Source organism: Ruegeria sp. HKCCA4812, assembly GCF_013034245.1.
Classification (GTDB): domain Bacteria; phylum Pseudomonadota; class Alphaproteobacteria; order Rhodobacterales; family Rhodobacteraceae; genus Ruegeria.
Map to the genome: position 1 here is coordinate 226,386 of NZ_WQFQ01000001.1, position 21,151 is coordinate 247,536.

Here is a 21,151-nt window from a genome sequence, read left to right on the forward strand (position 1 = left end):
GAAAACCTGCCGAGCAAGGGGGCGAAATGCGCACCGTCATCTTCGATCTGGACGGCACTTTGGCGGATACATCCGGTGATTTGCTGGCGGCCGCGAACCATTGTTTCCGCAAAATGGGGCACGGGGATGTACTGGTCCACGGGCCGGATTCCGGTGTGGCGCTGCGAGGTGGGCGCATGATGCTGACCCACGGGCTGAAACGTGTCGGGGCCTATGACGAGGATACGGTGCAGGCCTATTATCCGGTTCTTCTTGAGGCCTACGCGCAGGACATCGACACCCACACCAGTTTCTATCCCGGCGCACTACAGGCGGTCGAGATGCTGAGTGACGCGGGTTACGGTGTGGGCATTTGCACGAACAAACCGGAACATCTGGCCGAATTGTTGCTGACTCGCTTGGGGGTGCGGGACCGTTTTGCATCTTTGGTCGGGGCCGATACGCTGCCGGTACGCAAACCGGACCCGGCGCCGTTGCGTGAAGCCGCGCGCCGTGCCGGGGGAGATCCGGACTTGTGCGTACTGGTCGGAGACTCGGATACCGACCGCAATACCGCCAGGGCGGCGGGCGTTCCTTCGGTGCTGGTTACCTTCGGGCCATCGGGGGATGACATGGCGGCGCTGGAACCCGAAGCCCTTCTGCATCATTTTGACGACTTGCCCGGCCTCGTGCCTGATCTGATCGGTGCGGCAGCCTGAAACCTTGACCGGACCCTTTCGGAGCCTCAGAACAAGACCATGACCGACGTATTCTCTGGCAGCTTTACGCAGCAGGAACCCCTTTCGGAAGATGCAATCGAGGCGGCACTGGCCGTTCTGCGCCATGGGCGTCTGCATCGATACAATGTCGTCCCCGGAGAGTTGGGGGAAACGGCCCTGCTGGAGCAGGAATTTGCCGCGCAGATGGGGGCCAAATACTGTCTTGCGGTTTCGTCTGGCGGTTACGCTCTGGCCACGGCCCTGCGTGCGGTAGGCGTGCAGCCGGGCGATCCGGTTTTAACCAATGCGTTCACGCTGGCCCCGGTGCCGGGGTCGATTGCCTCGGTCGGAGGGCGGGCAATTTTTGTCGGAGTGACGGAAGACTTGACCATTGATCTGGATGATCTTGAGGGCAAGCTGGATCAAGCCCGTGTTCTGATGCTCAGCCATATGCGCGGGCATCTGTGTGATATGGACCGGCTGATGCAGATGTGTGACGCGGCCGGGGTGATCGTGATCGAGGATTGCGCACACACGATGGGGGCAGCCTGGCGCGGTCAGTTGTCAGGACGGCAGGGCGCGATCGGGTGTTATTCCTGTCAGACCTACAAGCACGTCAATTCGGGCGAAGGGGGCTTGCTGGTCACCGATGACGAGGAACTGGCGGCCAAGGCCACCATGTTGTCGGGGTCCTACATGTTGTACGAACGCCATCTGGCGGCGCCGGGGCCTGAGGTGTTCGAGCGGATCAAATACACCACGCCCAACGTTTCTGGCCGGATGGACAATTTGCGCGCGGCGATCCTGCGCCCGCAATTGCGGGATCTGGACCGGCAGGTGGCCCGGTGGAACGAACGTTATCGCGAGATCGAAACCGGGTTGCGGGGTACGCCGGGTCTGACGATCGTCGAACGGCCCGAAGAGGAAACCTATGTCGGTTCTTCGATTCAGTTCCTGCTGCTGGATTGGGCGCCTGAACGGATAGCCGAAGTGATCAGCCGTTGCGCGGCGCGTGGGGTTGAGTTGAAGTGGTTCGGCGGTGCCGAACCGACAGGATTCACGTCGCGCTATGACAGTTGGCGATATTTCGATAGCGAGCGGATGCCGGAAAGTGACCGCGTTCTGGCCGGCGTTATGGATATGCGCGTGCCTTTGACGTTTTCCCTGGAGGATTGTCGATTGATCGCCCGGATCATCCGGGCCGAAGTGAGCGCGGTTTATCAGTCTTGACCAAGCGGAGTGCGCCTGCGGCGCACGCTCGATCTTTTGAAACGCCGCCCTTTTCGGGGCGGTGTTTTCCGTTTTGGACGCGCTGTCACAAAGATTGACCGGCAAAAGATTCACTGCTAGAGATTTATTGAACACTTGTTCATTAAAGCGGAGGGAAGACGCAGATGTTCATGGCCACGATGAAGTTCGATCTGGGTGAGGATGTGAATGCCCTGCGCGAGATGGTGCATCGCTGGGCGCAGGAGCGTGTCAAGCCGATGGCGGCCGAGATCGATTCAAAAAATGCCTTTCCGAACGAGCTGTGGAAAGAGATGGGAGAGCTTGGTCTGCTGGGTGTTACCGTGCCGGAAGAGTACGGCGGTGCAGGCATGTCTTACCTGGCGCATACGATCGCCGTCGAAGAGGTCGCGCGCGCTTCAGCTTCGGTTTCTTTGTCATACGGGGCGCATTCGAACCTGTGCGTGAACCAGATCAAGCTGAACGGCAATGAAGAACAGAAGCAAAAGTATTTGCCGCGGCTGATCTCGGGCGAGCATGTGGGGGCGCTGGCCATGTCGGAGCCTTCGGCCGGGTCGGATGTGGTGTCGATGAAGCTGCGCGCGGAAAAGCGGAACGACCATTACCGTCTGAACGGAAACAAATACTGGATCACCAACGGGCCGGATGCGGATACTCTGGTGGTTTATGCCAAGACCGACCCCGATGCCGGATCGAAAGGTATTACCGCATTTCTGATCGAAAAAGAGATGAAGGGTTTTTCAACCTCGCCCCATTTCGACAAGCTGGGTATGCGCGGGTCGAACACGGCTGAGCTGATCTTTGAAGACGTCGAGGTGTCGTTCGAGAACGTGTTGGGCGAAGAGGGCAAGGGTGTTGCTGTGCTCATGTCGGGGCTGGATTATGAGCGGGTCGTGCTGGCAGGCATCGGGACCGGCATCATGGCCGCCTGTCTGGACGAAGTGATGCCTTATCTGGCTGAACGCAAGCAGTTCGGCAAACCTATCGGCAGCTTTCAGTTGATGCAGGGCAAGATTGCCGACATGTACACCGCGATGAACTCGGCGCGAGCATATGTCTATGAGGTCGCCAAGGCGTGTGATCGCGGTGACGTGACCCGGCAGGATGCGGCAGCGTGCTGCCTTTACGCGTCGGAACAGGCGATGGTTCAGGCCCATCAGGCGGTTCAGGCGCTGGGCGGGGCGGGTTTCCTGTCGGATGCGCCGGTCAGCCGGATTTTCCGGGATGCCAAGCTGATGGAGATCGGTGCAGGCACCAGCGAGATTCGCCGGATGCTGATCGGCCGCGAAATGATGAATGAAATGCTCTGAAAGAAAGAACGCCCTGCGGACGAGGTAACCGCAGGGCGCTTTGGAAACGGGATCAGAACCGATGGACGTAGGAAACACCGACCAGCCAGGGATCGATTTCCGCGGTGCCGATGGGGGCGCCGTTGAGCGAAACGTCCGAGTCAATGTCGAACCAGCGCACGTTCAGGCGGATCGCCCCGTTGTCGGTGACCATGTAATCCAGACCCGCCTGCAACGAGACGCCGAAGGAGTCATCGACCTTGATGTTGCCCAGGGGCGATTGCTCGTCGAAGAAGATCGTATAGTTGAGACCGGCGCCGACATAGGGTTTCCAGACGCTGTTGGTCGGGAAGTGATAATTCAGCGACAAGGTGGGCGGCAGGTGCTTGACCGTGGCCGCGTCCGTACCGCCAAGGGCTACGGTGTGTTTGAACGGGGTCGCTGCCAGAAGCTCGATGCCCAGGTTGTCGCGAATAAAGTACTCGGCGGTGAAAATCGGGCGGGTGTCCGCGTCGATCGTCGCTGGCGCACCGGCCAGCGTGCCGTTGTCGGATTTCGGGTCCAGATAGCCAACACCGATACCCAGTGTCCAGTCCCCTTGCGACTGGGCCAAAGCCGGAGCCGCCAGGGCGACCAGTGCGGTAGACAGTGTCAAAGCGGCGAGTTTCTTTGTCATATTCTTGCCTTTGGTTATGTTGATGCTCTTGGTTTCGCAAAGGCGGTGTCCGGCCACTCTGATCTGCATCAAGTTTGCGTGATGTGTCCGCCCAAGGTCAGGTCGCGAAGCATCAGGAAAACAAGGGGAAATCGCGTTGCTGCACGCTGAGCGCATACCGGGTTTGCGCTCAGGTGGGGGCTGGGACATACCGGACCGGCTGAACATGGCGCAGCAATGTCTGAACCATCCGGGTGATCAGGTGGCGCTTATCGATCTGACCGGATCAGGGCAGAGGCAGATAACCTATGGGCAACTGGCGCAAATGGCTGATGGGATCGCCCGCGCCCTGCTGGCCCGCGTCCGGCCCGGTGATCGGGTCGGAGTGCTGCTGAGCCAGTCACCCTGGTGTGCGGCAGCTCATCTGGCGATCTGGAAGATCGGCGCGATTTCGGTGCCCTTGTTCAAGTTGTTCAAGCAGGATGCGCTGCGGTCGCGGGCGGGCGATGCAGGCGTTCAGATCGTGCTGACCGATGCTGAAGGGGCGGATTTGCTGGGCGATCTGGCTGAACCTCTGATCGCATCCGAAATTGGCGTGACCGGTCCTGCGCTGCCCTATGCCGCGACCGGGCCCGAGGATCCTGCCGTATTGATCTACACCTCTGGTACAACCGGCAGCCCTAAAGGCGCACTGCACGGGCATCGGGTTCTGACCGGGCATTTGCCGGGTGTCTCGATCAGCCACAATCACCTGCGCGAAGGAGACTGTCTGTGGACCCCGGCGGATTGGGCGTGGATCGGCGGGTTGTTCGATGTGCTGATGCCGGGCCTTGCGCTGGGCATTCCGGTTGTCGCGGCACGGCTTGAGAAGTTCACCCCCGAAGCCTGCGCCGAGATCATTGCGCGGGGCGGGGTGCGGAATGTGTTCTTTCCGCCGACCGCCCTGCGGATGCTCAAGGCGGCGGATCAGGCGATCCCGGGTTTGCGCTCGGTCGCGTCCGGGGGTGAGCCGCTGGGGGCCGAGATGCTGGCCTGGGGCCAAGGTGCGTTTGGTCTGACGATCAACGAATTCTACGGCCAGACCGAATGCAATATGGTCGTATCCTCCTGCGCCGAGGATTTCCCTGTTCAACCCGGCTGTATCGGCAAGCCGGTGCCCGGGCATGAAGTCGCGGTGATCGACGATGACGGCATCCCGACCAGCGAGGAAGGCGATGTCGCCATCCGGCGGGGTTCGGCCTCGATGCTGCTGGAATACTGGAACAATCCGCAAGCGACGGCCGAGAAGTTCCGGGGTGATTGGCTGATCACCGGAGATCGCGGCGTGTGGGAAGGCGACTATCTGCGCTTTGTAGGCCGCGACGATGACGTGATCACCTCGGCCGGCTACCGCATTGGCCCGGCCGAGATCGAGGATTGCCTGCTGACCCATCCGGCGGTGGCCACCGTGGGCGTGGTCGGCAAACCTGACAAGCTGCGGACCGAGATCGTCAAGGCGTATGTGGTGTTGAAACCGGGGGCCGAGGCCACGGGTGCCGAGTTGCAGGATTGGGTCAAGGACCGTCTGGCGCATTATTCCTATCCGCGCGAGGTGGCATTTCTGGAGGAACTGCCGATGACCGTTACAGGAAAGGTGATCCGGAAAGAGTTGAAGGCTCGGGCGGCGGGGGAGCATAGAGATGGCTGCTAATACTTTTCCTAACCGAATGAATAGCCTGATCTGGAAAACTGTTGGTTACCCGTACACAGCTAAGTGTCCTGTATGCGCTGCTGCAATATCACAAAGAAAACTGTTGCGAGCGTTTCGTAGATTCAATCGTCCGACCAAGATTCATTGGCAATCTTGCCCGTCCTGTGGATCTGCTTTGCGGATTGAGCAAGAGCACCATAGCAGGATTGTAGTTGCCCTAAGAATGCTAGTGTTTCTGGTAAGCGCAACCTTTGGTTTCATAGTGTTTTCAGAGATTGGCGCGACCAGCTACTATCGTGAAGAAAGGGGAGGTACTGAACCTAACCTTTTGGGGTTCATCTTGACCATTGCCCTGTTCGTTCTCCCGGCGGTTGGTTTAACGGGCAAACTTTTCCGAATTGAGGTTGCCGAATGATCGTTTTGAATGTCTCGCGTGCACCACGCATTTTGCCCTTCTTCGAACAATCCCAGAAAACACCGGGGCACAAGCCTGCTGTTGTCGCGGTGCCACAGGAGGACTTATGAAACTCACATCCAAAGCCATGCCTGCCTCTGAGGGCTTCAAGGCCAACCGCGCAGCGCATCTCGATGCACTGGCGCAAATCTCTGCCGCTGCCGAAGCCGCCCGCATGGGCGGTGGTGAGAAATCCCGCGCGCGGCATGAATCCCGAGGCAAGATGTTGCCCCGGCGGCGGGTGGCGAACCTGCTGGATGCCGGGTCTCCGTTTCTCGAAATCGGCGCGACGGCGGCGCACGGGATGTATGGCGATGCCGCGCCCTGTGCCGGCGTCATCGCGGGCATTGGCCGGGTGCAGGGGCGTGAGGTCATGGTGGTGTGCAATGATGCCACCGTGAAAGGCGGCACCTATTATCCGATGACGGTCAAAAAACACCTGCGGGCGCAGGAGATTGCCGAGGAAAACCATCTGCCCTGCATCTATCTGGTCGATAGTGGCGGCGCGAACCTGCCCAATCAGGATGAGGTTTTCCCCGATCGCGACCACTTTGGCCGCATTTTCTACAACCAGGCGCGGATGAGCGCGAAGGGTATCCCTCAGATCGCTGTGGTCATGGGCTCCTGCACGGCCGGTGGGGCTTATGTGCCGGCGATGTCGGATGTGACGATCATCGTCAAGGAACAGGGCACCATCTTTCTGGCCGGCCCGCCTCTGGTCAAGGCAGCAACGGGCGAGGTCGTCAGCGCCGAAGATCTCGGCGGCGGCGATGTACACACGCGCCTGTCCGGCGTCGCCGACTATCTGGCCGAGGATGATGCCCACGCGCTGGCCTTGGCCCGTCGGGCGGTTGGGTCACTCAATCGCCGCAAGCCGCAGACGGTGGACTGGGCCAGCCCCGAAGATCCGGCCTATGACCCCGAGGAAATCCTGGGCGTTGTCCCTGCTGATCTGCGCACGCCCTATGACATCCGTGAAGTGATTGCGCGTCTGGTCGATGGGTCTCGGTTCGACGAATTCAAACCGCGCTTCGGCGAAACGCTGGTCACGGGGTTTGCCCATGTCAAAGGCTGCCCGGTGGGGATCATCGCCAATAACGGCGTGCTGTTTTCCGAGGCGGCGCAGAAGGGTGCCCATTTCGTCGAGCTGTGTTCGCAACGCAAAATCCCGCTTGTGTTCCTGCAAAACATCACCGGGTTCATGGTCGGTCGCAAATACGAAAACGAAGGCATCGCGCGGCATGGGGCCAAGATGGTTACGGCGGTGGCCACGACGTCGGTGCCCAAGATCACGATGCTGGTCGGCGGCTCGTTCGGGGCCGGGAACTATGGCATGGCCGGTCGTGCCTATCAGCCGCGCTTTCTGTGGACTTGGCCGAATTCGCGCATTTCAGTGATGGGCGGGGAACAGGCCGCTGGCGTTCTGGCCACCGTCAAACGCGACGGGATAGAACGGCAGGGTGGAACATGGTCCGCCGAAGAAGAGGCCGAGTTCAAACGCCCGACGCTGGATATGTTCGAGGAACAGTCGCATCCGCTCTACGCCTCGGCGCGGCTGTGGGATGACGGCATCATCGACCCGCGCAAAAGCCGCGATGTGCTGGCCCTGTCGCTCAGCGCCGCTTTGAATGCCCCGATCGAGGAGACACGTTTCGGCGTGTTCAGGATGTGAGATGAGCGAGAGTTTGAAAGACATAATAGCCCGCTATCCGGGTGCACAAACCTTCAAATTCGGCGACAACCCCGTGCTGAGTTCAGAGCTTCTGGCCTTGGTCCGTTCTGGCCGTAAAACAGCGACCTGCGACGCGCTCAGAAACTATCCTGATGACAGCCTTGAGATGCCCAAGTCCGGTCGCCGCGATATTGCGCTGAACTGGGATGACACTCCGGCGTTGGTCATTGAAACCGTTGATGTTTCGATCCAGCGTTACTGCGATGTGACCGAGGAATTCGCCTTGGCGGAAGGTGAAAATGAAACGCTTGAAGGATGGCGGGAAGATCATCGTCGATATTTCCAGCGAAACGGCGGCTTTGATCCTGAGATGAAACTCGTGTGCGAACGGTTCCGTCTAGTCGAAGATCTGGCAGTGGAAGGGTGAAAGACATGTTCAACAAAATCCTGATTGCCAACCGGGGCGAGATCGCCTGCCGGGTGATGGAGACGGCTCAGAAGATGGGCGTGTCCTGCGTTGCTGTCTATTCCGATGCGGACGCGGCGGCAAAGCATGTGCAAATGGCGGACGAGGCGGTTCATATTGGCGGCCCCGCCCCGGCGGACAGCTATTTGAAGGGCGACGTCATCATTCAGGCCGCGCTGGATACCGGTGCACAGGCGATCCATCCGGGGTATGGCTTTCTGTCCGAGAACCCCGATTTCGTGGATGCCGTGCAGGCGGCGGGGCTGACGTTCATCGGCCCTTCGGCGGATGCGATCCGCAAGATGGGCCTCAAGGACGCGGCCAAGGTTCTGATGGAGAAGGCCGGCGTTCCGGTCGTACCCGGCTATCACGGCGACAATCAGGACCCCGAGCATCTGGCCGGTGCGGCGGATGCGATCGGCTATCCGGTTCTGATCAAGGCCGTTGCGGGCGGCGGCGGCAAGGGGATGCGCCTTGTTGAACGCCCTGAGAATTTCGCGACCGCGCTCGACAGCGCGCGGGGCGAGGCCCGGACCGGCTTCGGCAATGATGCCGTGCTGGTCGAAAAATTCGTGGCCAAACCCCGCCATATCGAAGTGCAGGTGTTCGGCGATGGTACCCATGCCGTTCATCTGTTTGAAAGGGACTGCTCGTTGCAGCGCCGCCATCAGAAGGTGATCGAAGAAGCCCCCGCCCCGGGCATGACGTCTGAAATGCGCGAGGCTATGGGGCAGGCCGGCGTGCGCGCCGCCGAGGCGATCGGCTATAAAGGCGCGGGCACGGTCGAATTCATCGTCGATGCCTCTGACGGGCTGCGCCCCGACAGGTTCTGGTTCATGGAAATGAACACGCGCCTTCAGGTGGAGCACCCGGTGACAGAGGCCATCACGGGGATCGATCTGGTCGAGTGGCAGCTTCGCGTGGCCGCAGGCGAGAGTCTTCCCAAGAAACAGGATGATCTTGCGATCTCTGGCCATGCCTTCGAGGCTCGTTTGTATGCCGAGGATGTGCCGAAAGGGTTCCTGCCCGCGACGGGAACGCTGACTCATCTGGTTTTCCCCGGCAACTGTCGCGCCGATAGCGGCGTTCGCGCCGGGGACACGATCAGCCCGTGGTATGACCCGATGATCGCCAAGGTGGTGGTGCATGGATCGACGCGTGCCGTTGCGCTTGAGACGTTGAACCGGGTGCTGCAACAGACCGAAGTTGCAGGTACTGTTACCAATCTGGCCTTTCTGGGCGCGTTGACGCGTCACGAAGGATTTGCCTCGGGCGATGTCGATACGGGGCTGATCGGGCGAGACCTTGAAACGTTGGTGCAGGAACCCGAGCCGTCGGATGTTACCGCGGTCGCGGCTGCGATGACGGCATTGGATCTGGTGGATGTCGATCCGGAAACCGGGTTTTCGCTGTGGGCGCCGCTGCATCGTGCCGTGCAATTGTCCCGTCGCGACGACGTGCTGGATCTGGATGTGCAGGTCGATGGGCCGGATCGCCAGATTTGGCAGGTTGGCGAAAACCGCGTCGTTGCGGAACGCACCGCCGGGCGCTGGATGTTGAACGGCACGCCGATGCCTCGCGTTGCCGCACAAAACAGGACCCTGACGGTTTTCACCGATTACGGTCAGAGTTTCGACGTCATCGATCCGCTTGACCGGGATACCAGCGCGACCGGCGACACCAATGTGATCGAGGCGCCTATGCCCGGTCTGGTCAAAGCCGTCTTTGCCACAGCGGGACAAACCGTACAGGAAGGCGATCGTCTGGCCATTTTGGAAGCGATGAAGATGGAGCATTCGCTGCTTGCGGCGCGGGACGGGATCGTTGCCGAAGTGCTGGTCGAGGATGGTTCGCAGGTCGAAGCCGGGGCTGCTCTGGTGAGGTTGGAGGACGAAGCTTGATCTGTACCCGCGCAACGCGGCGTGCCAAGGTCAGACGATAATTGCTTGAAACGACGACAATCCAGAAGGGGGGCGGACATGGGTGAGCTGGTCGAAATCTATGAGGTCGGGCCGCGCGACGGGCTGCAAAACGAAAAGCGCGAAATACCGGTCGCGGACAAGATCGCCTTGATCGACTGTCTCAGCCGTGCGGGGTTTCGCCGGATCGAAGTTGCAAGCTTCGTGTCCCCGAAATGGGTGCCGCAGATGGCGGGTTCCGCTCAGGTGCTGGGGGGGATCACGCGTGCGAATGGGGTGCGCTATGCCGCGCTGACGCCGAACATGCATGGCTATGGCGACGCGCTGGCGGCCAAGGCGGACGAGATCGCCGTGTTCGCCTCGGCCTCCGAAGGATTCTCGAAGGCCAATATCAATGCCTCCATCGCCGAGTCGATCGAGCGGTTCACGCCGATTCTGGAGGCGGCGCGCCATATCGACCTGCCGGTTCGTGGCTATGTCTCATGCGTGACGGATTGCCCGTATGACGGTCCGACGCCGCCCGAAAAAGTGGCTGAGGTTGCTGATCGGCTTTTCGCGCTGGGCTGTTACGAGGTTTCGCTGGGCGACACGATTGGGCAGGGAACTCCGGACAAGGTTGCACATATGCTTCTGGCAGTGCGCGAAAGGGTTCCGGTGACGCGGCTGGCGGGGCATTTCCATGACACCAACGGGCGCGCGATCGACAACATTGATGCGGCATTGGCGCTGGGCGTGCGGGTGTTCGATGCAGCCGTGGGTGGGTTGGGCGGTTGCCCTTACGCCCCGGGTGCGGCCGGTAACGTGGCCACCGAGGAAGTTGCGGCGCATTTGCAGCGGCTGGGGTATGAAACTGGCCTGGATATCGACGTTATTGAAGAGGCCGCGCAGATGGCCAGGGCTTTGAGGGGCTGACATGTTTGAAACGATCACGATCTCGACGGATATGCGCGGTGTCGCGACGCTTACCCTGAACCGGCCTGAAAAACACAATGCCATGTCGGGGCAGATGATCACGGAATTGACCGAGGCGGCATCGCAACTTGGTCAGGATGACGCGGTCCGGGCGGTCGTTCTGGTCGCAGCGGGCAAGACGTTTTGTGCCGGCGGTGATCTGGGGTGGATGCAGGACCAGATGGCGGCTGACAAAAAGACGCGTTTTGTCGAGGCGCGCAAGCTGGCCGAGATGTTGCAGGCTCTGAACACGATGCCAAAGCCTCTGATCGGGGCGTTGCAGGGCAATGCCTTTGGGGGCGGGGTGGGCATGGCGGCCGTGTGCGATGTCGCGATCGGGGTCGACAGTCTGAAGATGGGGTTGACCGAAACGCGCCTGGGGCTGATCCCCGCAACAATTGGCCCCTATGTCATCGCCCGTATGGGCGAAGCCCGCGCGCGCCGGGTGTTCATGTCAGCTCGTTTGTTCGATGCGTCCGAGGCCGTTGATCTGGGCCTGCTGGCGAAAACTGTTTCGGCAGATCGGCTTTCGGACGCGGTTGAGGACGAAATTCGCCCCTATTTGTCTTGCGCGCCCGGGGCGGTTGCCTCTGCCAAGGCGCTGGTACGCGCTCTGGGTCCGCGCATCGACGATGCCGTGATCGATCAGACCATAGGCGAGTTGGTCGAGCGCTGGGAAACACAAGAGGCACGCGAAGGGATCGCGGCGTTTTTTGAAAAACGAAAACCTGCATGGAACAAGTAGGTTTTACCAGGTTCCGCCAAGCCAAAGTCAAACGCAGGTGCTGCGATTCTATGCCGCGCTGTCAAACGCAGGTTTGATCGCGAAGGGGGCTGTGTTCGGTTGACCCTCTGACCCCGCAGAGATAGAGAATGTCCAGTCAACACGCCAATTGACGGCGCACCCGACAAGATGCGTGCGCAGGAAAGGAGCTATTCGTGGAAGACCTGCTGCGGGAGTACCTCCCGATTCTGGTGTTTCTGGCCGTTGCCGTGGGCCTTGGGATCGTCTTGATTCTGGCCGCCGTCGTACTGGCCGTCCGCAATCCCGACCCCGAAAAGGTCAGCGCATATGAATGTGGTTTCAATGCCTTCGACGATGCGCGGATGAAATTCGACGTCCGATTCTATCTGGTTTCGATTCTGTTCATCATCTTCGATCTAGAGATCGCTTTCCTGTTTCCCTGGGCCGTGGGCTTCAGAGACATCAGCGATGTCGGGTTCTGGTCCATGATGGTGTTCCTGGGTGTTCTGACCATCGGCTTTGCCTATGAATGGAAGAAAGGGGCACTGGAATGGGAGTGATGACAGGAGCCAACACTGCCGGTGTCGACAAGGAAGTCGCCACCCAGGCCCTGAACGCCGAGTTGCAGGACAAGGGTTTCCTGCTGACCTCGACCGAAGACATCATCAACTGGGCCCGCACCGGCTCGTTGCACTGGATGACCTTTGGACTGGCCTGCTGCGCGGTTGAGATGATGCATACCTCGATGCCACGTTATGATGCGGAACGGTTCGGCATCGCGCCCCGGGCGTCTCCGCGCCAGTCGGACGTGATGATCGTGGCGGGAACGCTGACCAACAAGATGGCGCCCGCGCTGCGCAAGGTCTATGACCAGATGCCCGAGCCGCGCTATGTGATCTCGATGGGCTCCTGCGCGAATGGCGGTGGGTATTACCACTATTCCTATTCCGTCGTACGTGGCTGTGACCGGGTTGTTCCGGTGGACATCTACGTGCCCGGATGCCCTCCGACTGCTGAGGCACTGCTTTACGGTCTGATGCAGTTGCAACGCAAAATCCGCCGTACCGGCACAATTGTCCGCTGAGGAGAGAGCTGATGAGCGAAGCACTCAAGGAACTCGGCGCACAGCTGGAAATCAAACGCTCTGATTGCGTTCTGTCATGGGACGTGACCCATGGCGAACTGAACGTGGATGTGGCACCGTCAAACCTTGTGGAATTCGTCGAATTCCTGAAATCCGACCAGAGCTGCAAATTCTCGACGCTGGTGGATATCACTGGCGTGGATTACCCCGAACGCGCCAAACGGTTCGATGTGGTCTATCACTTCCTGTCGATGTACCAGAACCAGCGCATCCGGCTGCGAGTCTCGATCCGTGAAGAAGACATGGTGCCGTCCATCGTTGACGTGCACCCCTCGGCCAACTGGTTCGAGCGTGAGGTGTTCGACATGTTCGGCATCCTGTTCTCGGGTCACCCGGATCTGCGCCGCATCCTGACGGATTATGGATTCCGCGGCTATCCGCTGCGCAAGGATTTTCCGACCACCGGCTATACCGAGGTCCGCTATGACGAGGCGCAGAAGCGCGTGGTCTACGAGCCCGTCAGCCTGGTGCAGGAATACCGTCAGTTCGATTTCATGTCCCCATGGGAGGGTGCGAACTACATTCTGCCGGGGGATGAGAAACAGGGGACAGAATAATGGGTGGCATCTGGTGGTTGATCCTGTCCGCGCTGACCATCATTCCGATGGTGAAGATATTGCCGTTCTTCGGGATCAACAAATACTGGTGCCTGCTGTGTCTGGTTCCCTTTGGCACGATCGCCTTGCTGTGGTGGGTCGGGCTGAAACTGCAAGAGTTGGAGCGCCGCTGAGATGATGGGTGAGTTGATCATTCTGGGCGCGTTGGGGGTTCTTCTGGCCGGGGCCGCAGCCAAAGCGGCCGAGGCGGAAAAGGTTCGGGTTCGGGCCGATGCGAAAAAGAAACGAGGGCGTTGATGGACGGCTCAAGATACGATGACGGCAGCACGGACGCGCTGAGCGGAGAACAGAAGATCCGCAATTTCAACATTAACTTCGGCCCGCAACACCCTGCGGCGCACGGGGTTCTGCGCCTTGTGCTGGAACTCGACGGTGAGATCGTCGAACGGTGCGACCCGCATATCGGCCTGCTGCACCGCGGCACCGAAAAGCTGATGGAAAGCCGGACCTATCTGCAAAACCTGCCGTATTTCGATCGTCTGGATTACGTGGCGCCGATGAACCAGGAACATGCCTGGTGTCTGGCCATCGAAAAGCTGACCGGGGTTGAAGTGCCGCGTCGGGGTTCGCTGATCCGGGTTCTGTATTCCGAGATCGGCCGCATCCTGAACCACCTGCTGAACGTGACCACGCAGGCTATGGATGTGGGCGCGCTGACCCCGCCGCTCTGGGGTTTTGAAGAGCGTGAAAAGCTGATGGTGTTCTACGAGCGTGCCTGTGGTGCCCGCCTGCACGCGGCCTATTTCCGCCCCGGTGGTGTGCATCAGGACCTGCCGTCGGAACTGCTGGACGATATCGAGGCCTGGAGCCACGAATTCCCCGCCGTTCTGGACGACATTGACGGTCTGCTGACCGAAAACCGCATCTTCAAACAGCGCAACGCCGATATTGGTGTCGTGACTGAAGATGACATTCAGAAATACGGTTTCTCGGGCGTGATGGTGCGCGGGTCGGGCCTTGCATGGGACTTGCGCCGCGCTCAGCCCTATGAATGCTATGACGAGTTTGAATTCCAGATCCCCGTCGGCAAAAACGGCGACTGTTATGACCGCTATTTGGTGCGGATGGAAGAAATGCGCCAATCGCTGTCGATCATCCAGCAGGCCATCGTCAAAATCCGCGAATGCCCCGGTGACGTGCTTGCGCGTGGCAAGATCACCCCGCCGAAACGCTCGGACATGAAGACTTCGATGGAAAGCCTGATCCACCACTTCAAGCTGTATACCGAAGGCTTCCACGTCCCCGCAGGTGAGGTCTATGCCGCGGTCGAAGCCCCCAAGGGCGAGTTCGGCGTCTATCTGGTTGCCGACGGCACCAACAAGCCCTACCGCGCCAAACTGCGCGCGCCCGGTTTCCTGCACCTGCAAGCCATGGACCACGTCGCCAAAGGCCACCAGCTGGCCGACGTCGCCGCCATCATCGGCACCATGGATGTCGTATTTGGAGAGATTGACCGCTAATGCTCCGCCGTCTTCACCCCGAACAACCCGAAAGCTTTGCCTTCACCGCTGCCAACCAGCAGTGGGCCGAAGCGCAGATCACCAAATACCCCGAAGGCCGCCAGGCCAGCGCGGTCATTCCGCTGCTGTGGCGCGCGCAAGAGCAGGAAGGTTGGCTGAGCCGCCCGGCGATTGAATCCATCGCCGACATGCTGGGCATGGCCTATATCCGCGTGCTCGAGGTGGCGTCCTTCTACTTCATGTTCCAGCTGCAACCGGTTGGATCTGTGGCGCATATTCAGGTGTGCGGAACGACATCCTGCATGATCTGCGGGGCCGAAGATCTGATCGCGGTCTGCAAGGAAAAGATCGCCGCGAAACCGCATGAACTTTCTGCCGATGGCAAGCTGAGCTGGGAAGAGGTCGAATGTCTCGGTTCCTGCACCAACGCGCCGATGGCGCAGATCGGCAAGGATTACTACGAGGATCTGACCGCCGAGAGCTTTGGCAGGATCCTCGACGATCTGGTGGCGGGCAAGGTGCCGACGCCCGGCCCTCAGAACGGGCGTTACGCGGCCGAGCCGTTGAAAGGGCTTTCCAGCCTGTCCGAATATGAAGCCGGCAAGCCGGAATACAACGCAAGTGTTGAACTGGCGACAGAGCTTGGAGACACGGTCAAGCGTATCGACGGAACCGAAGTTCCGATCCTGACACCGTGGCTTGGCAAGGATGGCAAAGCCAAAGCTTCCGGTTCCGCTCCTCAACCGCCGAAAAAGCCGGAGCCCGGCAAGACGGCGGCACAACAGAGTGGAACCAAAAAATCGACCCATACCGAACCGGCATCTCCCGAGGGCGCTGCAGCAAAGTCGGATAGCCCGGAAGTTCAGGAGACCCAGCCTAACACTCTAACCGCGGCACGCGACGGCAAGGCCGATGACCTGAAACTGTTGAAAGGCGTCGGCCCCAAGCTGGAAGAAACGCTGAACGAGCTGGGTTTCTATCACTACGACCAGATCGCGGCCTGGACGCCCGAACAGGTGGCCTGGGTCGATGCGCGATTGAAATTCAAAGGCCGGATCGAACGCGATGGCTGGATCGAGCAGGCGGCCAAGCTTGCTGCGGGTGAGGAAACCGAATTCGCCAAACGTGCCAAATCCGAGGGCACATACGAAGACTAGACGGATGCCCGTTCCGGGCTTCGGGGGAAGATGGACAAGGACAAGGAACAGGCCATAGCCCGCAAGGGCCGACATATCGGGGTGGTCATCGCCGTGACCATGCTGATCTGGCTTGCGATGAACGTGTTCATTGGCCCCGCGCTGGGTTTGACAGCCCGGCATGCGCTGCTGTTTGATTTCGCCGCTCTGGCGGGTTTCATCTATGCGGGCGTCAACATTTTTCAACTCTGGCGCATGCGTCAGGACAGCTGAAGGTAACACGCGATGCTGAAGGATCAGGACCGGATCTTTACCAACATCTACGGGATGCATGAACGCACGCTGAAAGGTGCGCAGGCCCGCGGGCATTGGGACGGCACTGCTGGCCTGATTGAAAAAGGGCGCGACTGGATCATCCAGACGATGAAGGATTCCGGGCTGCGCGGACGCGGCGGCGCGGGTTTCCCGACTGGTCTCAAATGGTCGTTCATGCCCAAGGAAAGCGACGGACGCCCTTCCTATCTGGTTGTCAACGCGGACGAATCCGAACCCGGCACCTGCAAAGACCGCGAGATCATGCGCCATGATCCGCATACGCTGATCGAGGGCTGCCTGATCGCGTCTTTCGCCATGAACGCCCACACCTGCTACATCTATCTGCGCGGTGAGTACATCCGCGAACGCGAGGCGTTGCAGGCCGCGATTGACGAGGCCTATGACGCGGGTCTTCTGGGCAAGAACGCCGCCGGCTCGGGCTGGGATTTCGACCTGTTTCTGCACCACGGGGCAGGCGCCTATATCTGTGGCGAGGAAACCGCGCTGATTGAAAGCCTCGAAGGTAAAAAGGGCATGCCGCGGATGAAGCCGCCGTTCCCCGCAGGTGCGGGCTTGTATGGCTGCCCGACGACCGTGAACAACGTCGAATCCATCGCTGTCGTGCCTACGATCCTGCGCCGTGGGGCGGATTGGTTCGCAGGTTTCGGCCGCCAGAACAACGCGGGCACCAAACTGTTTGCGATCTCGGGTCACGTCAACAACCCCTGCGTGGTCGAAGAGGCGATGTCGATTTCCTTCGAGGAGCTGATCGAGACCCATTGCGGCGGCATTCGCGGCGGCTGGGACAATCTGCTGGCCGTGATCCCCGGTGGATCCTCGGTTCCGTGTGTGCGCGGTGAGAACATGCGCGACGCGATCATGGATTTCGATTATCTGCGCAACGATCTGGGCTCGGGGCTTGGAACGGCGGCGGTGATCGTGATGGACAAGTCCACCGACATCATCAAGGCGATCTGGCGCCTGTCGAAATTCTACAAACACGAAAGCTGCGGCCAGTGCACGCCCTGCCGCGAAGGCACCGGCTGGATGATGCGGGTCATGGACCGCTTGGTGCGCGGTGAGGCCGAGCTGGAAGAGATCGACATGCTGTTTGATGTGACCAAACAGGTGGAAGGTCACACGATCTGCGCCCTTGGCGATGCGGCCGCCTGGCCGATCCAGGGCCTGATCCGGAATTTCCGGGAAGAAATCGAAGACCGCATCAAGGCTCAGAAATCGGGCCGTATGGGTGCGATGGCGGCGGAGTGATCGGGATGGACATGTTTGCGCAATACAGCCACGCGATTTCATCGGTTGTGCTTTTCACGCTGGTGGTTCTGTTCCTGGCCCCGTTTTCAGCACTGGCCAAGCAGGGCAAGGGCCTCGCGCCGGGGGCAACCCCTGAGCAGGACTATTCCGACCAGGCCTATCGACTGAACCGGGCCTATCTGAACGGAACGGAAACGCTTCCGGCGTTTGTGGCTGTTGTGACCGCGGCGGTATTGCTGGGCGCCAGCCCGTTCTGGGTCAATCTGCTGGCGTCTGTCGCTTTGGTTGCGCGGTTGGTGATGCTGGTGGTGCACATCAAAGGCATAGGCAAGCCGAACAGTGGCCTTCGGTCCGTGCTGTATGTGTTGGGCTGGGCCTGCATGTTTGTGATTGGGCTTATGGCATTGGTGGCGGCGTTCTGATGGCGTCCCGGCAGATGAGAACACGAAGAGGGATAGTATGAAGGCCCGAAAAACCCTTGTAGTCCTGCTGGCACTGGCAAGCGTGTCCGCCTGCGGCATCATCAAGCCGTCGGAAGATCGTATTCTGTTCGATGGAAAGGCGTTCAAGGCAAAGGCGAAGGCGGTCGACAAGAAAGCATCGCCAACGGACTTTACCGTTGTGGTAAAGGGTGCGTCCGCATCGCTGGACGGCGCGCGTGAGGCCGGCCGACACGAAGGAACCAAGTTTTGCGTGCAGAATTTCGGGTCTTCGCGGATCGACTGGAAAGTGGGGCCGGACACTGAACCGCAGAACCTGCGCATCAGTGATGATCAATTGACCTTTGCGGGAAAATGCCAACGGCCATGACGCGCGGTTTTGCATATCACGACACGGATTGCCGGCCGCTATTGCCTAGCAAGACCGGACCGGTTCGTTTTGGTGCGTCCAAAACGAAGGGAAGATCCATGTCTTTTGCCAAAACACTCACCCTGGCTGCCTTGGTGACATTGCCTGCCGTAGCAAATGCGAAGCCGCCCTTGAGGGATGTCAAAGAGATCGACGACGAACTCTATTACATCGCCATCGCAAATGAAATTTCGGAATATTGCCCCTCGATCAGCGGGCGTCGATTGAAAGCGATCAGTGTGATGTGGGGGCTGCGGTCCAAGGCGAACAAGCTGGGGTATTCGGACACCGAAATCCGCTCTTACGTCGAATCGGATGCTGAAAAGGACCGGATGCGCGCCAAGGGCGAGGCGTATCTGGCTTCGAATGGCGTGACCTATGACAACCCCAACACATTCTGCACTCTGGGGCAGAAAGAAATCCAAAGAAACAGCGCCATTGGCGTTTATTTGAGGGCGAATTGAAAGCCATGTCTGACCTCCGCAAGATCAATATCGACGGACAGGAAATCGAAGTCGATGGCGCGATGACCCTGATCCAGGCTTGTGAACAAGCCGGGGTCGAAGTGCCGCGCTTTTGTTATCACGAGCGTCTGTCGATCGCTGGCAATTGCCGGATGTGCCTGGTCGAGGTCGTCGGCGGGCCGCCGAAACCTGCGGCCTCCTGCGCGATGCAGGTGCGTGACCTGCGTCCGGGGCCTGAAGGCCAGCCCCCGGTGGTCAAGACGAACTCGCCCATGGTCAAAAAGGCCCGCGAAGGTGTGATGGAGTTCCTGCTGATCAACCATCCGCTGGATTGCCCGATCTGCGATCAGGGTGGCGAATGCGACCTTCAGGATCAGGCGATGGCCTATGGCATGTCGGGATCCCGCTTCAAGGAAGCAAAGCGGGCGGTCGATGACCTGGATCTTGGCCCGCTGGTTGGCACCGCAATGACCCGCTGCATCAGCTGCACGCGCTGCGTGCGCTTCACCACCGAAGTTGCCGGGATAACTCAGATGGGTCAGACCGGGCGCGGTGAGGATGCCGAGATCACCTCGTATCTGAACCAGACGCTGGATTCGAATTTGCAGGGCAACATCATCGATCTGTGCCCTGTCGGGGCGCTGACCTCCAAGCCCTACGCCTTTACTGCGCGTCCGTGGGAATTGACCAAAACCGAAAGCATCGATGTGATGGATGCGTTGGGATCGAACATACGCGTCGATACCAAAGGTCGTGAAGTCATGCGTTTCCTGCCGCGCAATCATGACGGCGTGAACGAGGAATGGATCAGCGACAAGACACGTTTCGTCTGGGATGGCCTGCGCCGTCAGCGTTTGGACAAGCCCTATGTCCGTGAAAATGGCAAGCTGCGCCCGGCCTCATGGTCCGAGGCACTGACCAAGGCAGCAGAGGCGCTGAAGGGCGCCGAGAAACCTGCCGGTATCGTGGGCGATCTGGCTCCGGTCGAGGCGGCGTTTGCGCTGAAACAGATGATCGAAGGGCAGGGTGGTGTTGTCGAATGCCGTACCGATGGCGCAAAGCTTCCGGCGGGCAATCGTGGCGCTTACGCTGGTACCGCCGCGATTGAAGACATCGACACCACGGAACGCATCCTGCTGATCGGTACCAACCCACGTGACGAAGCGCCTGTCCTGAACGCGCGTATCCGCAAGGCGTGGGCGCATGGGGCCGAAGTCGCTTTGGTCGGTCCTGCGGTCGATCTGACATATGAGTATCACCACGTTGGCGATGATCGAACAGCGCTGCAAAAAGTTGTCGACATGGGCGGAGATGATGAGATCAAGAGCAAACGTTCGTTGGTCATCATCGGGCAGGGCGCTTTGCAGGAAGCGGACGGCGCCGCCGTGCTGGCTGCTGCGCAAGCCATCGCGGCCAATACGGAAAGTGGTCTGATCGTTTTGCACACTGCGGCGTCGCGCGTCGGTGCGATGGATGTGGGTGCCACGAACGAAGGCGGAATGGACGCGATCAGCGCCGCCGATGTAATCTACAACCTTGGCGCGGACGAGGTCGAGATCGGCGAAGGCGCCTTTGTGATCTATCAGGGCAGCCATGGTGACCGGGGCGCACACCGCGCCGATGTGATCCTGCCAGGCGCGGCCTATACCGAGGAAAACGGCGTGTTCGCAAACACCGAAGGTCGCCCTCAACTGGCGATGCGGGCCGGTTTTGCGCCGGGTGAGGCGAAGGAGAACTGGGCCATCCTGCGCGCCTTGTCGGCCGAACTGGGCGCAACACTGCCCTACGACTCTCTGGCGCAGTTGCGCACGGCCTTGATCGAGGCGGTTCCGCATCTGGCCCGCATCGACGAAGTGATCGAGAACGAAGTGAAAGCTCTCGACACCGGTACTCTGGGCAACGCAACTTTCCGCTATGCGATCAAGGACTTCTACCTGACCAACCCGATTGCACGGGCTTCACAGCTGATGGCCGAGCTGTCGGCACAGGCGCAGGCCCGCAAATCCGAGAAGATCGCGGCGGAATGACCCAGACCTGTTTCATATCGCAGGCAAAAGCGGCTGCCGGGTGGCAGTTCGCCGCGCCAGATTTGCATGTGAAACCGAATATT

General features: G+C 60.0%; 24 protein-coding genes. 23 read left to right on the forward strand and 1 reads right to left on the reverse strand.

Annotated elements, in window-relative coordinates:
• The first annotated feature begins 26 nt into the window (after positions 1–26).
• The 3 genes from GOW04_RS01115 (at position 27) to GOW04_RS01125 (ending at position 3,256) form a co-directional block, all read left to right on the forward strand.
• Complete coding sequence (locus GOW04_RS01115; protein WP_171227943.1) at positions 27–698, forward strand: HAD-IA family hydrolase; 672 nt, start codon at positions 27–29, stop codon at positions 696–698.
• 39 nt (positions 699–737) lie between these two features.
• The gene (locus GOW04_RS01120; protein WP_171231297.1) at positions 738–1,928 is read left to right on the forward strand and encodes a DegT/DnrJ/EryC1/StrS aminotransferase family protein; all 1,191 of its coding nucleotides are present in this window, start codon (positions 738–740) and stop codon (positions 1,926–1,928) included.
• Positions 1,929–2,092: 164 nt separating this feature from the next.
• Positions 2,093–3,256: an isovaleryl-CoA dehydrogenase gene (locus tag GOW04_RS01125; RefSeq protein WP_171231298.1), complete on the forward strand. Its 1,164-nt coding sequence runs from the start codon at positions 2,093–2,095 to the stop codon at positions 3,254–3,256.
• Between the two features lie 52 nt (positions 3,257–3,308).
• On the opposite strand, the gene GOW04_RS01130 is transcribed toward GOW04_RS01125, so the two are convergent.
• On the reverse strand, positions 3,309–3,911 hold the full coding sequence (locus tag GOW04_RS01130) for an OmpW family protein (RefSeq protein ID WP_171231299.1): 603 nt from the start codon (positions 3,909–3,911) through the stop codon (positions 3,309–3,311).
• Between the two features lie 136 nt (positions 3,912–4,047).
• Between GOW04_RS01130 and GOW04_RS01135 the strand changes: the two genes are divergently transcribed.
• The 20 genes from GOW04_RS01135 to nuoG all read left to right on the forward strand — a co-directional run bounded on the left by GOW04_RS01135 (position 4,048) and on the right by nuoG (position 21,068).
• Positions 4,048–5,580 (forward strand): AMP-binding protein, encoded by a 1,533-nt coding sequence (locus GOW04_RS01135; protein WP_171231300.1) that lies wholly within the window; start codon positions 4,048–4,050, stop codon positions 5,578–5,580.
• Positions 5,570–5,995 carry a hypothetical protein gene (locus GOW04_RS01140; protein WP_171231301.1) on the forward strand — a complete coding sequence of 142 codons (426 nt, stop codon included), beginning with the start codon at positions 5,570–5,572 and terminating at the stop codon, positions 5,993–5,995. The genes GOW04_RS01135 and GOW04_RS01140 overlap by 11 nt, the downstream gene beginning before the upstream one ends.
• A gap of 106 nt (positions 5,996–6,101) precedes the next feature.
• The gene (locus GOW04_RS01145) at positions 6,102–7,706 is read left to right on the forward strand and encodes a carboxyl transferase domain-containing protein (protein ID WP_171231302.1); all 1,605 of its coding nucleotides are present in this window, start codon (positions 6,102–6,104) and stop codon (positions 7,704–7,706) included.
• Position 7,707: 1 nt separating this feature from the next.
• Positions 7,708–8,133: an ASCH domain-containing protein gene (locus tag GOW04_RS01150; protein ID WP_171167307.1), complete on the forward strand. Its 426-nt coding sequence runs from the start codon at positions 7,708–7,710 to the stop codon at positions 8,131–8,133.
• 5 nt (positions 8,134–8,138) lie between these two features.
• Positions 8,139–10,073 carry an acetyl/propionyl/methylcrotonyl-CoA carboxylase subunit alpha gene (locus tag GOW04_RS01155; protein WP_171231303.1) on the forward strand — a complete coding sequence of 645 codons (1,935 nt, stop codon included), beginning with the start codon at positions 8,139–8,141 and terminating at the stop codon, positions 10,071–10,073.
• A gap of 78 nt (positions 10,074–10,151) precedes the next feature.
• Positions 10,152–11,003, forward strand: a complete 852-nt coding sequence (locus GOW04_RS01160) for a hydroxymethylglutaryl-CoA lyase (protein WP_171231304.1) — start codon at positions 10,152–10,154, stop codon at positions 11,001–11,003.
• A gap of 1 nt (position 11,004) precedes the next feature.
• Complete coding sequence (locus GOW04_RS01165) at positions 11,005–11,787, forward strand: crotonase/enoyl-CoA hydratase family protein (RefSeq protein ID WP_171205462.1); 783 nt, start codon at positions 11,005–11,007, stop codon at positions 11,785–11,787.
• A 194-nt stretch (positions 11,788–11,981) separates the two neighbouring features.
• The gene (locus GOW04_RS01170; RefSeq protein ID WP_068335558.1) at positions 11,982–12,347 is read left to right on the forward strand and encodes an NADH-quinone oxidoreductase subunit A; all 366 of its coding nucleotides are present in this window, start codon (positions 11,982–11,984) and stop codon (positions 12,345–12,347) included.
• Positions 12,338–12,871 (forward strand): NADH-quinone oxidoreductase subunit B family protein, encoded by a 534-nt coding sequence (locus GOW04_RS01175; RefSeq protein WP_010442777.1) that lies wholly within the window; start codon positions 12,338–12,340, stop codon positions 12,869–12,871. Before GOW04_RS01170 ends, GOW04_RS01175 begins: the two co-directional genes overlap by 10 nt.
• 11 nt (positions 12,872–12,882) lie before the next feature.
• Positions 12,883–13,488 (forward strand): NADH-quinone oxidoreductase subunit C, encoded by a 606-nt coding sequence (locus GOW04_RS01180; RefSeq protein WP_171227954.1) that lies wholly within the window; start codon positions 12,883–12,885, stop codon positions 13,486–13,488.
• Positions 13,488–13,661: a hypothetical protein gene (locus GOW04_RS01185; RefSeq protein ID WP_010442775.1), complete on the forward strand. Its 174-nt coding sequence runs from the start codon at positions 13,488–13,490 to the stop codon at positions 13,659–13,661. The genes GOW04_RS01180 and GOW04_RS01185 overlap by 1 nt, the downstream gene beginning before the upstream one ends.
• 1 nt (position 13,662) lies before the next feature.
• On the forward strand, positions 13,663–13,785 hold the full coding sequence (locus GOW04_RS22125) for a hypothetical protein (RefSeq protein ID WP_256367742.1): 123 nt from the start codon (positions 13,663–13,665) through the stop codon (positions 13,783–13,785).
• Positions 13,785–15,008: an NADH-quinone oxidoreductase subunit D gene (locus GOW04_RS01190; protein ID WP_171231305.1), complete on the forward strand. Its 1,224-nt coding sequence runs from the start codon at positions 13,785–13,787 to the stop codon at positions 15,006–15,008. Before GOW04_RS22125 ends, GOW04_RS01190 begins: the two co-directional genes overlap by 1 nt.
• A complete protein-coding gene (locus tag GOW04_RS01195; RefSeq protein WP_171231306.1) occupies positions 15,008–16,165 on the forward strand; it encodes an NADH-quinone oxidoreductase subunit E in 1,158 nt (385 codons plus the stop codon). The genes GOW04_RS01190 and GOW04_RS01195 overlap by 1 nt, the downstream gene beginning before the upstream one ends.
• Positions 16,166–16,195: 30 nt before the next feature.
• Entirely contained in the window at positions 16,196–16,417 is a 222-nt protein-coding gene (locus GOW04_RS01200; protein ID WP_171231307.1) for a DUF5337 domain-containing protein, read from the forward strand.
• Positions 16,418–16,429: 12 nt separating this feature from the next.
• Positions 16,430–17,728, forward strand: a complete 1,299-nt coding sequence (gene nuoF / locus GOW04_RS01205) for an NADH-quinone oxidoreductase subunit NuoF (protein ID WP_152458587.1) — start codon at positions 16,430–16,432, stop codon at positions 17,726–17,728.
• Positions 17,729–17,733: 5 nt separating this feature from the next.
• Complete coding sequence (locus GOW04_RS01210) at positions 17,734–18,150, forward strand: MAPEG family protein (protein WP_152458586.1); 417 nt, start codon at positions 17,734–17,736, stop codon at positions 18,148–18,150.
• A gap of 37 nt (positions 18,151–18,187) precedes the next feature.
• A complete protein-coding gene (locus tag GOW04_RS01215; protein ID WP_171167317.1) occupies positions 18,188–18,538 on the forward strand; it encodes a hypothetical protein in 351 nt (116 codons plus the stop codon).
• 98 nt (positions 18,539–18,636) lie between these two features.
• Complete coding sequence (locus GOW04_RS01220) at positions 18,637–19,041, forward strand: DUF5333 domain-containing protein (RefSeq protein ID WP_171231308.1); 405 nt, start codon at positions 18,637–18,639, stop codon at positions 19,039–19,041.
• A 5-nt stretch (positions 19,042–19,046) separates the two neighbouring features.
• Positions 19,047–21,068 (forward strand): NADH-quinone oxidoreductase subunit NuoG, encoded by a 2,022-nt coding sequence (nuoG, locus tag GOW04_RS01225; RefSeq protein WP_171231309.1) that lies wholly within the window; start codon positions 19,047–19,049, stop codon positions 21,066–21,068.
• Positions 21,069–21,151: the final 83 nt, after the last annotated feature.